The organism is Actinomycetospora sp. 2LY8.5 (genome assembly GCF_057180585.1).
Map to the genome: position 1 here is coordinate 1 of NZ_JBXUHE010000074.1, position 13,627 is coordinate 13,627.

The 13,627-nt window shown below is 73.4% G+C and carries 13 protein-coding genes; 4 read left to right on the forward strand and 9 right to left on the reverse strand.

Going from position 1 to position 13,627, the window contains the following annotated elements; genetic code table 11:
• Window positions 1-51: 51 nt before the first annotated feature.
• From AC2A1K_RS34680 to AC2A1K_RS34695, 4 genes are all read right to left on the reverse strand, one after another.
• Window positions 52-1,089 carry an ABC transporter ATP-binding protein gene (locus AC2A1K_RS34680; protein WP_483900904.1) on the reverse strand — a complete coding sequence of 346 codons (1,038 nt, stop codon included), beginning with the start codon at window positions 1,087-1,089 and terminating at the stop codon, window positions 52-54.
• Entirely contained in the window at window positions 1,086-2,576 is a 1,491-nt protein-coding gene (locus tag AC2A1K_RS34685) for an ABC transporter permease (RefSeq protein WP_483900905.1), read from the reverse strand. The genes AC2A1K_RS34680 and AC2A1K_RS34685 overlap by 4 nt, the downstream gene beginning before the upstream one ends.
• 47 nt (window positions 2,577-2,623) lie before the next feature.
• Window positions 2,624-4,096, reverse strand: a complete 1,473-nt coding sequence (locus AC2A1K_RS34690; protein ID WP_483900906.1) for an extracellular solute-binding protein — start codon at window positions 4,094-4,096, stop codon at window positions 2,624-2,626.
• Between the two features lie 79 nt (window positions 4,097-4,175).
• Complete coding sequence (locus tag AC2A1K_RS34695) at window positions 4,176-5,105, reverse strand: LysR family transcriptional regulator (RefSeq protein ID WP_483900907.1); 930 nt, start codon at window positions 5,103-5,105, stop codon at window positions 4,176-4,178.
• Window positions 5,106-5,281: 176 nt separating this feature from the next.
• Between AC2A1K_RS34695 and AC2A1K_RS34700 the strand changes: the two genes are divergently transcribed.
• Entirely contained in the window at window positions 5,282-5,815 is a 534-nt protein-coding gene (locus AC2A1K_RS34700) for a cupin domain-containing protein (RefSeq protein ID WP_483900908.1), read from the forward strand.
• Between the two features lie 15 nt (window positions 5,816-5,830).
• On the opposite strand, the gene AC2A1K_RS34705 is transcribed toward AC2A1K_RS34700, so the two are convergent.
• The 5 genes from AC2A1K_RS34705 to AC2A1K_RS34725 all read right to left on the reverse strand — a co-directional run bounded on the left by AC2A1K_RS34705 (window position 5,831) and on the right by AC2A1K_RS34725 (window position 11,232).
• On the reverse strand, window positions 5,831-6,730 hold the full coding sequence (locus tag AC2A1K_RS34705) for a sugar phosphate isomerase/epimerase family protein (protein ID WP_483900909.1): 900 nt from the start codon (window positions 6,728-6,730) through the stop codon (window positions 5,831-5,833).
• Window positions 6,727-7,500, reverse strand: coding sequence for an SDR family NAD(P)-dependent oxidoreductase (locus AC2A1K_RS34710; RefSeq protein ID WP_483900910.1), 774 nt, complete (start codon window positions 7,498-7,500; stop codon window positions 6,727-6,729). Before AC2A1K_RS34710 ends, AC2A1K_RS34705 begins: the two co-directional genes overlap by 4 nt.
• On the reverse strand, window positions 7,497-8,150 hold the full coding sequence (locus AC2A1K_RS34715) for a nitroreductase family protein (RefSeq protein ID WP_483900911.1): 654 nt from the start codon (window positions 8,148-8,150) through the stop codon (window positions 7,497-7,499). The genes AC2A1K_RS34710 and AC2A1K_RS34715 overlap by 4 nt, the downstream gene beginning before the upstream one ends.
• A complete protein-coding gene (locus tag AC2A1K_RS34720; protein WP_483900912.1) occupies window positions 8,147-9,019 on the reverse strand; it encodes an alpha/beta fold hydrolase in 873 nt (290 codons plus the stop codon). Before AC2A1K_RS34720 ends, AC2A1K_RS34715 begins: the two co-directional genes overlap by 4 nt.
• Window positions 9,020-9,666: 647 nt before the next feature.
• Complete coding sequence (locus tag AC2A1K_RS34725) at window positions 9,667-11,232, reverse strand: carboxylesterase/lipase family protein (RefSeq protein ID WP_483900913.1); 1,566 nt, start codon at window positions 11,230-11,232, stop codon at window positions 9,667-9,669.
• Window positions 11,233-11,455: 223 nt separating this feature from the next.
• Here AC2A1K_RS34725 and AC2A1K_RS34730 point away from each other — a divergent pair, with 223 nt between their 5' ends.
• The 3 genes from AC2A1K_RS34730 to AC2A1K_RS34740 form a co-directional block, all read left to right on the forward strand.
• Window positions 11,456-12,178, forward strand: coding sequence for a hypothetical protein (locus tag AC2A1K_RS34730; RefSeq protein ID WP_483900914.1), 723 nt, complete (start codon window positions 11,456-11,458; stop codon window positions 12,176-12,178).
• Window positions 12,175-12,894 (forward strand): hypothetical protein, encoded by a 720-nt coding sequence (locus tag AC2A1K_RS34735; protein ID WP_483900915.1) that lies wholly within the window; start codon window positions 12,175-12,177, stop codon window positions 12,892-12,894. The genes AC2A1K_RS34730 and AC2A1K_RS34735 overlap by 4 nt, the downstream gene beginning before the upstream one ends.
• A 225-nt stretch (window positions 12,895-13,119) precedes the next feature.
• A partial coding sequence (locus AC2A1K_RS34740) for a hypothetical protein (protein WP_483900916.1) occupies window positions 13,120-13,627 on the forward strand: 508 nt, incomplete at its 3' end.

Consider the following 13,627-nt stretch of genomic DNA (forward strand, 5'->3'; position numbering starts at 1 on the left):
ATCAGCGGTCGTTGGCGCCCTCCGACCACGGTGACAACACCCCCCAGATCATCAACGACAGGGGCACTCAGTCATGCCGTGGCCGGCGGCCTGCAAGCCCTCACCGGGCCTGATCAAGAAGGTAACGAGGTCTCGACCGATGGACACCCGGATCGGGCCGCCGTCAGGTCGTTCGAGGACGATCGTGCTGGCGGGGCCGTGGAAGATCACATCGCGGACCGCCAGCGCGCACCCCGGGCCGAGGGCGAGTTGTTCGGGGCGGATCACCACCGTCCCCTCGCCCGCGCCGTCGGGGCCCTTGACCTCGAGCTCCCCGATCGGTGTGCTCGCCACCGGGCCGCGGCGCGTGGCGGGCAGCAGGGTCGCCTCCCCGACGGCGATCGCGACGCCCGGGTCGACGGGCTCGTGGTAGATGTCGCGGGGCGCACCGTCGGCGACGACCCGTCCCGCGCGCAGCACGACGAGTCGGTCGGCCAGTCCGAGGGCCTCGACGTGGTCGTGGGTGACGAGCACCGTCGCCGCACCTGCTGCACGCAGCACCGCGCGGACCTGCTCCCGGATCTCGCTGCGCAGCGTCGCGTCGAGCGCCGAGAACGGCTCGTCGAGCAGGACCAGCGTGGGCCCGGGTGCCAGTGCCCGCGCGAGCGCCACGCGCTGCTGCTGTCCTCCGGAGAGCTCGCGGGGGCGTCTGTCGGCGAGTTCGGCCAGTCCGACCAGCGCGAGCATCTCCGCCACCCGGGGGGCGCGTCCGGGGTCGCGGCGGGGCAGGCCGAACCCGATGTTCGCGGCCACGCTGAGGTGCTCGAAGAGCGCGCCGTCCTGCGGGACGAGACCGATCCGGCGGTGCTCGGGGGGCACGTCGGCGTGGTGGGAGGCGACCAGGCACCCGTCGAGCCGGATCTCGCCTGCATCGGGTCGGTGGAACCCGGCGACGACGCGGAGCAGCGTCGTCTTGCCGCATCCGGACGGTCCGAGCACGGCGACGAGTTCGCCCGGGGCGACGGCGAGGTCGATGTCGTGGAGGACCGGGACGCCGGGGTGGGACGCGGACAGTCCCGTGATCTCCAGCGCAGGTCGGTCGGCGGTCACGCGGAGACCCCCCGTGCCGTGCGCAGCAGGGCCACGGTGGGAATCGCGGCGATCAGGATCAGCACCGCGGCGTACGGCGAGGCGGCGGCGTAGCGGCTGACCGACGAGAGGGACCACAGCCGCACCGCGAGCGTCTCCATGCCCGTCGGGCGGAGCAGCAACGTGGTCGGCAACTCCTTGGCGACGGTGAGGAAGATCAGCGTGGCGCCGGCCGCGATGCCGGGAGCGGCGCGCGAAGCGGTGACCCGCCACAGGGCCGTGAGCGGGCCGGCGCCCAACGAGCGCGCCGCCTCCTCGCAGCGCGGTGGCGAGGCCGCGATCGCAGAGCGCACCGAGCCGACGGCCAGGGGTAGGAAGAGCACCGCGTACCCGGCGACGAGCAGCGCCGAGGTCTGGTAGAGCCCGGGCAGCCAGGCGGCGCCCAGCGCGACCACGGCCAGCCCGACGGTCAGACCGGGCAGGGCGTGGCCGAGATAGGACGCCTGCTCGAGGCCGCGGCTCGCGGGGCCGGGGTGACGGGCGGCGAGGGTGCCGACACCGAGCGCGAGCAGGGTGGTCACGACGGCGGCCGCCGCGGCGAGTCCGGCGGTGGTCACGGCCACGGCGAACAGGTCGCCGAGCTCGATGCCCGACCGGGAGCCCCGCCAGGTCCAGCGCGCCAGGCTTGCGATCGGCACACCCAGTGCCACCGCGACCGCCGCGGCGAGAACGACGGCCGAGGGCCACCGGGCGGCGCCCAGCGACCCCCGCGGCGCCGGCCGCCCGGCGCCCGAGCCCACCGGGGCCTCGGCGCGGCCGCGGGCGCGCGCCTCCCCCCGCGCAACCACGAGCGCCAGCAGCACCAGCAGCAGGCCCAGCACGTAGGCGGGCGTGCGGTCGAAGGTGCCGCGGTAGCTGGTGAAGATGCCCAGGGTCAGGGTGTCGAAGCGCATCAACGACACCGCGCCGAAGTCGGAGAGCACGTAGAGGGCCACGAGCAGCCCGCCCGCGGTCGCCGCCGGACGCACCCGGGGCCACGTCACGTCTCGGGCGACCTGGATCGGGGTGCGACCCAACGAGCGGGCCACCTCCTCGGTCGTTCCGTCGGCGCCGCGCAGCGCGGCGAGGACCGGGAGGAACACGTAGGGGTAGCTCACGGCGGTGAGCACCCCGAATGCGCCAGGGAAGCCCGTGAGCCACGGCGCCTCGGCGATCCAGGTGAAGCCCGCGACGTAGGAGGGAACGGCCAGCGGCAGGGGCAGCAGCACCATCAGCACCGACCGTCCGGGCAGGTCGGTCCGCGCGACGAGCCATGCGGCCGCGGTGCCGAGCACCACGCAGGCCGCCGTCACCGCGGCGGTGAGCACCGCCGAGCGGGCGAGCAGGTCCAAGGTCCGTGGCCCACTGAGGATCTCCAGTACCCGCGAGGGGCCGGAACCGGCGACCCGCACGATGAGGTAGGCGAGCGGGACGGCGGCGACCATCGCGGCGGCCACCCCCCACGCCATCAGCGTGCGGGGTGGCCGACGCGACCCGGTCCGTCGCAGGGTGGCGGTCAGAGCAGGCCCGTCTGCTGCAGCATCTGCTCGGTCTGGTCGATCGAGTCGAGATCGGCCAGGTTGACCGAGGGCGGCGAGAGCGACTCCAGTGGCGGCAGCGGGGGGTTCTGCCGGGTCGGGGTCACTCCCGGCACCGTCGGGTACTCGGCGGTCTGGTCCACCAGGTACTGCTGTCCTTCCGTGGACAGCAGGAACGCCACGGCCTGCTGCGCGAGCTCACGCTGGTCGGTCGACGCGATCACGCCCACGCCCGCCACGTTGATCAGCCCGAGCGGGTCGTTCGGCACGTAGTGGTTGGCCACCCGGTAGGTCGCCGGGTCGATGTCGGTGGTCTTCTCGTACAGGTAGTAGTGGTTCACCAGACCGAGCGCGACGGTGCCCTGATCGACAGCGTCGACGATCGCGCCGTTGCCGTCGAAACGCTGCGGTTCCTGGGACGCGAACGCCGTCAGCCATTGGCGCGCGCCCTCCTCGCCACGGACCAGGCGCAGTCCGGTGACGAACGACAGCCACGACGCGTTCGACGGCGCGTAGCCGATCTGTCCCCGCCAGCGCGGCTCGAGCAGCGCATCGACGTTGGTCGGCAGGTCGGCCGCCGGGGTGCGGTCGGGGTTGTAGGCGACCACGCGAGCTCGTCCGGAGGTCGCGACCCACTCGGCGTCCGCCCCGCGATACTGCGGCAGGACGGGCTCGATCAGCTCCGGGCTCATCGGGGCGAGCTGGTCCGCCCGGGCGAGGGCTCCGAGGGCGCCGGCGTCCTGGCTGAAGAACAGGTCGGCGGGGCTGTTCGCACCCTCCTCGAGCAGCTGAGCGCTCAGCTCGCCCGTGCTGCCGTAGCGCACCTCGACGTTCGCGCCGTTCAGCCGTGTCCGGAGCTGCTCGATCAGCGGCCCGACCAGCTCCTCGCTGCGCCCCGAGTAGATCGTCAGCGTCGCCGGACCCGGGTTCTCGGGTGGCGGCTCGGCCGGGCCGCTGCTGCATCCAGCCAGAAGCGCCGCTGCGGCCACCAGAGCCGCCGTTGCCGACCACCGTGTCCGAATAGTCACGAATACCCCTTTCTCGAGTGAGGAGAGGCTAATCAAACACTCGATCGAGCGAAAGCCGTTGACACGTTGCGTGATCCATGGGATGCATGCGGAGATCCAGCTCCGCCCCCCCGGGGGGTCGATCCCGACGGCCCGGGCGTGGCGCACATCCAACGATCGACAGCTCCAGGCCTTGACGGGCCACCCCTTCACGGGCGAGCGGGCGATCCGTCCCCTCTCGGGGACATCGTCGACAGGGTCGGGCATCAGCGCCCTGGGCCCGGACTCAGCCCCCTGTCCTGCGGAGTAGAGGAGCCGCCACCACGGACCGAGCTCGCTCTGCAACTCCCAGACCTCGGTCGCGCTGGCCCACACCGTGCCGCGGACCTCAACGCGTTCGTCATCACGGAGCCCGACCCGTCGGGGCTGGTGGAGCAGGACCACCTTGTCCGCTTCCCGCGACGACGCTGCGGGAGAGGACCGACGTTCCGGTCCGGCCAGGGCCGCTGCTCGACCACGAGCCTCAACCTGGACGGCCCCGCGAGACGCGCAGTCGGTGCCCGACACCGGGGCAGTGCTCGGCGGTGACGGCGAGGAAGGCGTCGACCACCGGCGAGTCGTCCTCGGCGCGGTAGACGAGGCAGAGGTCGGGGAGCGGCACGGCGGGTTCCACGTCGAGCAGAGCCGTGCTGGGGCGCACGAGACTGCGGACGCAGGACGGGAGGAGACCCACGCCGAAGCCACATGCCGCGAGGCCGATGATGGTGTGGATGTCGCGTGCGTGGGTGGTCGACAAGGTCGCGTCACGGTCCGCCAGGAGCTCCGCGAGCGCGGTGACGGTCGACGGCTCGTCCTCGCTCGTGGTGAGGACCAGGGGTTGTCGCCGCAGCTGTCCGACGGTGATGACTCCGCGGGCGGCGAGCGGGTGTGCGCGCGAGCAGATCCCGACGAGCTGATCGTGGCCGACCGCGACGGCCCGCAACTTCTCGGCGCCCGGGCCTCGAGGCATCCCCCGACAGACCGCGAGGTCGATCTCACCGGCGACGAGCGCCGCGGTGCTCTGGGCGCTGGAGAGCTCGCGGCAGGCCACACCGACGCCGGGGTGGGTCGAACGGAAGCGCGCCAGGAGCCCCGGCAGCAGTTCGATCAGCGCGGAGCCGATGATCCCCAGCCGCAGCGTCCCGCTCTGGCCGCGCGCGGCGCGGCGGGCCTCCTCGGCGCCGAGGTCGACCTGCTCGAGGATGCGACGGGCGTGGGCGACGAAGACCTCGCCGGCCACGGTCGGGATCGTGCCGCGACCGGTGCGTTCGAACAGGCGCGTTCCGAGCTCCTCCTCGATGGCCGCCACCTGACGCGAGAGCGGCGGCTGGGCGATCCCCAGGGCGCGTGCGGCCCGGCCGACGTGCCGGTGCTCGGCGACGGCGACGACGTAGCGCAGGTGCCGCAGTTCCATCGCCCCTCATTATCGGCCTGCTTTCGCGGGCCCTCAGCCACAGCCAGGCGTGGCCGCTCCCCGCGACGCCGATATCCAGGAGGTATCAGGCCGGTCCTCCTGTGAACCCTCTCCCGCCCGCATCCCCGTTCCGGGCACGGTGGGCGAGCTCGCGTCGACCGACAGGAGGGCCTGCGATGAAGCTGGTGACGACCGGACTGGCCGGCGCTGGACGCTCGGTGTTCGTCGAGGACGCCCGACCGGGGACGCTCGTGGCATCGGGCTTTCCCGGTCTGGTGAACACGCCCTTGTGGGCCGATGACGAGGTGCCCGCCCTCCACACGGACGGGTCGCGCCCGTTCACGGCCGGGGAGTTCCTGCCGCCTCCCGGAGGGCACCGCTTCTTCGTGCTCACCATCGACCCGGACCAGGCGGAGGGCGCGGGTCCGACGGCGGCGCAGGTGGTCGAGTTCGAGTCCCTCTTCCCCGGCCTCCTCGCGACCTACGACGAGGAGCCGGGGATGCACACCACCCCGACGATCGACCTCGGGATCATGCTCGCCGGTCACCTGGTGCTCGAGCTCGACGACGGTGCGGAACGGGTCCTCGAGGCCGGCGACGCCTTCGTGCAGACCGGGACCCGTCACCGCTGGCGCAACCCAGGCCCGGGCGCCGCGACCTTCGCCGTGGTCATGATCGGCGCCCGCGACGTCGGGCGCCGGGAACGCTGAGGTCGTCGGCCTCGGTCAACCCCGCCATCCCGGGGCCCTCAGAGCGGAGAGCACCCGGGCGTTGTACTGCAGCGTCGCCAGGGGGTTTCGCTGCGAGCTCAGGTCCTCGAGCGAGATCCAGCCCCGGTACCCGACGTCCACGAGATGGTCGAGCACGGCGCTGACGTCCACCACGCCGTCGTCGAGGGGGCTCCACGTCGCCCGGTGCACGCGCATCGGTCCGGTGACCGCCGGGCCCCGGACGAAACGCGCGTTCTTCAGGTGCACGTGCCTCAGATGCGGGCCGAGCAGCGCGGTGCCGATCCGGTGGTTCTCGTAGCCCTCGACGACCATGTTGCCCACGTCGTAGATGACCCCCACGCGATGCGGGTCGAAGTGGGCGACCAGCCGCTCGGCGAGCGAGGCGCTCGGGAAGATCGTGTCCTGGTGGATCTCGACGACGACACTGCTGCCGTGATCGACCGCGATCGCGGCGGCCTCGTCGGTGAAGGCGAGTGCCCGGTCGAACAGCTCGCGATAGCCCGGCCCGCCGCGACGTGGGCGCGGGCCCTGCAGCCGGATCTGCGGAGCGGACGCCGCCTGTGCCAGATCGGCGACGCGCCGGAACGTCTCGAGGTCGCCCGTGCCGACGTAGGGGTTGAGCCCGATGAGCTGGAGACCGGCGTCCGCGCAGATCCTCGCCGCGCGTCGGCCGTCCTGCGGGGCGAGGCGCAGCGTCGTGCGGTTGTCGGCGAGGAAGTGGCGCGCCGAGCTGTCCCGGGCGTGTGACGGCTCACCGACCTTGCACTCGAGGCCTTCGAAGCCGGCGCCCGCGGCGGCCGCGGCCGCCTCGGCGAGGCTCAGCGTGGGCAGGGCGACCGTGGCGTAGCCGTAGCGCAGGGTCGCCGTCGTCTCCGCGCGCTGCGCATCGATCACGGGAGCGGGGCCAGCTGGGCGCCGCCGCAGACGTGGAGGACCTCGCCGGTGATGGAGCGGGCGGCCGGGGAGGCGAGGAAGGCGACGGCGTGGGCGACGTCCTCGGGCTCGGTGAGCGTGCCCAGCGGGGTGATGCGTTGTTGCCGCTCCACCAGGGCCGACCAGCTCTCCTCGTCGTGTCCGCGTCGAGTGAAGGCGGTCGCGACGAACCCGGGCGCGACGGCGTTCGCCGTCACGCCGTGAGGGGCCAGTTCGGTCGCCAACGACCGCGTCAGCCCGACCAGGCCGGCCTTGGCCGAGACGTAGATCGGCGCGCCGCCACTGAGCCAGACACGGGAGGCGATGTTGACCACGCTTCCCGCTCGCTGCCGTTCCCAGTACGGGTGGACGGCCCGACAGAGCAGCATCGGTCCCCGCAGGTCGACCCGATGCACGTCGTCCCAATCCTCCGTCCGCAGGGCGGCGATCCCGCCCCGACGCTGGACCGCCGCGTTGTTGACGACGACGTCGATGCGGCCGCAGTCCTCCCCCACCCGATCGACGAGGCGCTGGACCGAGTCGGGGTCGCCGACGTCGACCTGCTCGGTCCGCAACCGCTCGTCGGCCGCGGAGCCGCCGATGAGGGCACTCGCCCGCGACGCGGCATCCTGGTCGACGTCGGCAAGCACCACGACGTCTCCGGCGCCGTGGAGACGCCGGGCGATCGCGGTGCCCAGAGCCCCGCCGGCTCCGGTGACGACGCTGACCCGGCCCCGGTCGCGGACGCTCACCACGTCTCCCAGTGCAGGACCTCGTCGACGTCGACGCGTGGGCCCGGCCGGAAATCGGTGCCCACGGTGTGGGCGAGCGGGATCAGGGCGGCTTGCATCACGGTGTCGTAGGGGATCCCGAGCAGGCCCGCGACGTCGCGCTCGACGGGCATGGTCCCGGTGGTCCAGACGGTGCCGAGCCCGTGCAGACGGGCGGCCAGCATGAAGCTCCAGACCGCCGGGAGCACGGAGCCCCACTGGCCGGCCTGCCGATCGGCGCCGAGCCCGTCGGTCCGTCCCTCGATGCACGGCACGACCAGCACGGGCACCCGGTGCAGATTGTCCTTCAGGTGGTCCAACCCGCTCCAGACCCGCTCCATCGAGCGCGGGTCGTGGTACGCCCGCCGCACGTCGGCGGCGGACATCGGACTGTCGCCCTGGCCGATCCCCGCGCGCCACAGATCCGCGAGCGCCGCGCGCCGCGCGGGATCGGTGACCACGACGAAGCTCCACCTCTGGGAGTTCCGGCCCGTCGGCGCCTGCATGGCGAACTCGACGCACCGCCGGACGAGCTGCGGGTCGACCGGTCGGTCGAGATCGAGCCGGCGGCGCACCGCGCGGGTGGTGGTCAACAGCTCTTCGGCCGAGAGGTCGAGGGACACGGCGGTCACGAGGACACCTCCGAGGACGGGGACGGACACGACGAGAACGGGCATGCCGCCGCGGGGACGGCGTGCCCGAGCCAGCGGTCGAACGCGGCCGCGACGTAGGCCGGGCGCTCCTCGTGGATCCAGTGTCCGGCTCCCGCGCAGACGTGGATCTCCGAGGCCGGGTGCGTGACGAGACCGCGCTCCCATGACGCCTGCTCCGGACGTCGGTGCAGCGCTAGCACCGGTTGCGTCCGCCGCGGGAGGACGACCTCCGCCTCCGGTCGGAAGCGGGGTGAGGGGGGTCCGCCGACGAGGCCGGCGAGCGTTCCGCGGACGACGTGCGCCGGAACGCGGGCGGCGTCGGCGCGGTGGGCGGCCCGCAGCGCGGGTGATGCCGTGTCCGCGTCGATGCGGTCGCGGAAGAGCTCCGCGACCGCCCTGGACAGGACCTCGTCGTCGGGGGCCGCCGCGAGGGCGGCGAGTCGGTCGCGATCCGCGGGGTCGCCGCCGTAGTCGGGGTCCACGAGCACCATCCCCGCGACCAGTTCCGGGCGCTGCACCGCCAGCCAGCTCGTCACGGAGCAACCCAGCGAGTGCGCCACGACGACCACCCCGCGCAACCCCTCCACGTCGAGCAGTACCGCGAGATCGCCGGCCAGGTCCGGGAGCGCGTAGCCGGCACGGGGCGCCGAACTGTCGCCGTGCCCGCGCAGGTCGACCGCGAGGACCCGGCGCTGCTCCCGCCAGCGCGGCGTGAGGCGCGCCCACGTCCGGTGTGATCCCAGCCAGCCGTGGACGAGCAGGAACGGTGGCGCCTCGGTCGATGGCGATCCGCCGTCGTCGACCGCCAACCGCACGGCGGGCAGCCGGACGAGTCGCCGAGTGTTCACCGGGCACCTCCCGGGCGTGCTCGCGCCCGAGCTGCTCGATGATCGGACATCGTCGGCCCTCCGTAGTCGTCTCCGTCGAACCCTTGGCAGGTCGGGGACCGTCGTCCACGTCTCCCCACCGCGGGTGGCGGCCCGTGCCCGAGGGCAGGGACCGCCCCGCCGCTGACGGTCCCGCGCATCGGTCGACGCGGCGGCGTTGATGATCCACGCGACCGCTGTCGATACTTCTCCGGTATGAACGGAGGCCCGGGAGCACCGCTATCCGGCGCGAGCGAGGGTGTCCGCTTCGCGGACCGCAGTACGACCACGCGGCCTGGTCCCGCGGCTCCCCCACCCCCGGCCGCGTCGGCCCCGCGGTGATCCTCGGCCACGTCGACTCCGCGGCCAACGGGCCCGCGGTGTTCGACGACCTGGGCCGCCTGCGTCCGTGGCGCCGTCCGGGATGGTGAGGGTGGGCGCGGCCACGTGGGTGTCGCCGCCGCGATCGTTGGCGCGGACCTGCGGGCGCTCCCGCGAGTCTTGTCTCCTGTCTTTCTGTCTTTGGCTTCGGGTTTCGATGCGTCGTAGTCGGGACCACTCCGTGGTGTTCCTGACCGTGGTTCTAGAAGGTGCCTGGCAGCTGTTGGTGCGAGTGGGTGCGCGTCCGGTCACCGGGTTGCTGGTGGCGCCATCGTGTCCCACAGCCTGCAGTGGTGTTTCGCGGTGAGGTCGATTGGCGCGGTGCCCGCCGTGGAGACGGCCTGAACCCCGCCGGTGCGGACATCGGGCCAATCGGGGCCCGGGTCGCCGGTGCGGGCGAAGGTGGTCCACCAGCCGATCAGCCGCTGCGCCAACGCTGCCTGCGCATCGGTGCGCCCGACCGGGGGCCGGCCGGGAAAGTGGCTGTCGAAGAAGTACGGGACGTCGACACCGTGGTGGGCGCCGAGCGGCACCCCGGCGACCTCGCCCGGCCGTGGCTCGGTGAACTCGAACGCGTACACCGGCCCGCGGGCGGCGTCGAAGAACGATCGTGTCGTGCAGGAGCCCAGCGTCCTGCCCTCGTCCGCGAGCGCGGTCGCGAGCGCGACCGGGGCCGAGCGGTACTGCTCGAGTGGGTAGGCAGCGGCGACGCGGGCGGCGTCGGCGCCGAAGAACCGGGTCAGCGTGACCGGGTACGGCTCGAGGGTGGTCCGTCGGTCCCGGGCGACGAACACCCGCATCTCGTCGGTGGTGACGCCGTGGATCATCGGGACGTCGTGGGCGGTACCTGATCGGAACGCCTCGATCGGGTCGGTGGGCAGCACCGCGGTCCCGGTGACGGGCAGCCAGGGCCGCTCGACCGTGGTGCGCGTCGCCCCCACCTGTTCCTCGGGCAGACCCACCAGCCGGTCGACGGGCAGCGCGCGCAGGCACGCGACCTCGGCGCAACCCAGCCGAGCCGCGAGGGATGTCGCCCGCTGCTGGGCCTGCGGGAGGGGCAGCATCCGGTTCGCACAGGGTCCGCTGTGCAGGATCGCCTTGTCGAACAGCTCACGTGCCCCGGGCGACGCCATCTGGGCGCACGTCGAGAACGCTCCGGACGACTCGCCCCACAGCGTCACGTTGCGCGGGTCGCCGCCGAACGCGGCTGCGTTCTGCCGCACCCAGCGCAGCGCCGCCTGCTGGTCAGCGATCCCGAAGTTACCGGCCGCGGGATCGTCGAGCCCGGGATGGGCGAGGAAACCCAGGGCCCCCAGACGGTGGTTGATCGTCACGACGACGACGCGGCCCTGGTCGACCACGCGGGCCGGGTCGTACGGGGCGCCCTGCCCGCCGATGAACCCGCCGCCGTGGACGAAGACCATCACGGGACGGTTCGCCCCGGCCCCGCGCGGAGCGTCGACGTTGAGGTAGAGGCAGTCCTCGCGGCCCTCGACCCGGCCGTCGTCGGACTGCGGGCACGGCGGCGGCGGACGGGTTCCGTCGCGCACACCCGACCAGGCGGCGGCCGGCTCGGGTGCACGCCATCGCCGCTCGTCCACGGGCGGGGCGGCGTAGGGAATGCCCTGGATACGCAGGTGGGTATCGCTCGCGACACCACGGACCTCCCCGCCCGCGACCCGGACGACCGCGGGATCGGCGGAGCTCGATAGCGCGGAGGTCGACGGCGGGGTGGGCGCGCCGCAGGCCGCGAACACGGCGACCGTGACCGCGACCGTCGCCGCCCAGGTCACCACGCGAAGCTTCGAGAACATGGGAGGACGGTCGGGTGCCGGCCGTCCACCGGTCGTCCCCCGCCCGCGGTGACCGGGCCTACCCCCACCGCGGTAGGGGGCACGTCCACGATCGAAGATCCGGTCCGGTGGCGGCGCGTCTGCCCCGCTGGGGGTAGGACCGGATCGGCTTGCGGGGCGACGTGCGGGGAGGCGGGCCGGGCGACGGTGGACGAGTCCGTCCACCAGCCCTCGGAGGTCCGTCGTGTCCACTCCGTCCCGCCCCTCGGCAACCACCAGCACGAGCACCCGTCGTGCGGTGCGGCCCGCCGGGGTCGCTGCCCTGCTGGGCGGCGTCGTGTTCCTGGGCGCCTATCTCGCCAACGACACCGCCCGCGCGGCCGTCGCCACCCGGGAGATGCCGCTGCCCAACGCCGCGCCCGAGGTCCTGCTCGCCTACGTGCGGGGTGAGGGTGCAGCCCTCGTGCTGCCGGCCCTGACCCACCTGGTCTCGGTGGCCGGGCTGCTGCTGTTCGTCCTGGCCCTGCGCCGCGTCGGGCCTCCCGGCGCGGCAGCGCCGGCCCGCTGGGGTCCGGTCGCCGTCGTCGCGGCCGTGGCGGTCCTGGCGGCCGTGGCGTCGATGACGGTGTCGGCGGGGTTGAGCATCCTGCTGGCGACCGCCACCCTCTCCGACGCCGTCACGCTGGCGCTGCACCAGGCGACGTTCGTGACCGGTGGCGTCGCGCACGTGGTGGCGTTGGGACTGGGCGTCGCGTTGCTCGGGCGGCTGTTCGCCGCGCGGGGGGTCCGCGTGTTCTCCGTCGTGGCGGCCGTGCCCGCGATCCTGTCGGTGATCTCGCTGGTCTGGTTCTACGGCAACGCGCTGATCCTGTTCGGGCGGCTGCTGTCGATGGCCTGGGTGCTCGTCGCCGGTGCGGTGCTCGCCTTCGCGGCCCGTCCGCTACGCGACACCGACCCCCGGCGATGACCCCGACGACGACCACGGCGATGACCACGGCGGCCGACGCCGGCGCCGGCGCCGGCGCCCGGGCGGAGCACCGCACCGTCACCCCCGCCCGACCGCTGCTGCCACGCCGGCTGCGCCGCACCGTGCTCGTGCTCCATCTCGCCACCGGCGTCGGCTGGCTCGGGGTCAGCGCGGTGTTCGTCGTGCTCACCGTGTGGCTGACCGGAGTACGTGACCCCGCGACCCTGCGCGCCGGCTACGCGCTCCACGAGATCGCGGTCGCCTGGCTCGCGCGACCCGCCGCGATCGGCGCCGCCCTCACCGGCCTGGTACTCGTCGTCCTCGCGCGACACCGCCGCGGGCGCTGGTGGGCCTGGTGGGTCCCGGCCAAGGCGGGCCTCGTCGTCGCCACCGTCCTGCTCACCGCTCCGACCTCGCCCGCGCTGCTGCGCTTCGTCATCGACGGCGCCGACCTCGCCGACACCCGCGAGTACCAGAGCGCGCAGCACCGTCTCGTGACCCTGGCGGTCCTCCACGTCGTCGTCGTCCTGGTCGCGCTGACGCTGTCCATCACCCGGGCCGGACGCCGTCGCCGGCGTGATCGCGACCTCGTCGCCGGCCTCGCTCGCGTTCTTGCCCGTCACGCTCGCCCTGCCCGTCGGGCGCGCGCTATCGATGGTGTGGACCGTCGTGGCCGGCGTCGTCGTGTGGCGCCGGGTGCGGGCGAGTCCCGCTGACCAGGTGCGCCGCCCGGTGCGGCGGCTCATGAGGCGAGCCGGAGCTTGCGATCGCGATGGGGCACACCGACACGGCAGTGACGCGGCGCTACAGGCACCGGGGCCGGGCCTCGCGCGAGCGGTTCCGGAAAGCGCTCGCGTGGCCGGCGCCGGAGGGGTCTGCCACGCAGACGCCACGCACCGCTGACGGCGACGACGCTGTCGTGATCCACCACGTCCACGTCGGTGCCGCATCTGTTCGTCGTCAGAAGGTCCAGTCCCCTGGAGGAACACGAGGAAGGTGACGACAACACACTGAGCGTTCGAGGAGCAGGCGCGAACGAGGTCGGCGAGCGGTGCTCGTTCGACGTCACCTTGCAGTACGACTCGGCGAGTCCTTTGGCCACCGCGCGCATGTCGGCTGCAGATCTCAGGAACGGCCTCGGCGCGTCGCCTGTTCCTGTCTACTCCATGAACGTCGATGAGCAGTACGGCGGCCGGGGATACGAGCCGCGCATCGGTATGACGCACGAAGACAGGACCGGGCAGTTCATCAAGAGGGGTCGTGAATGGCCCGGCGGTGGAGAAGCAACAGCTGAGGACATGGACATCATGACAGCTGGCCTTGGGCTCGCGCACTCGGTCCGGACGACGCCGTCGGCTCGGGCACCCGATCTCCGGGCGCCCGGTCCTCGGGCCGATCGGTCCCGGCTGCCACCTCAGCCGGCGTTCGCGGCGTTCATCCCGGCGGCGA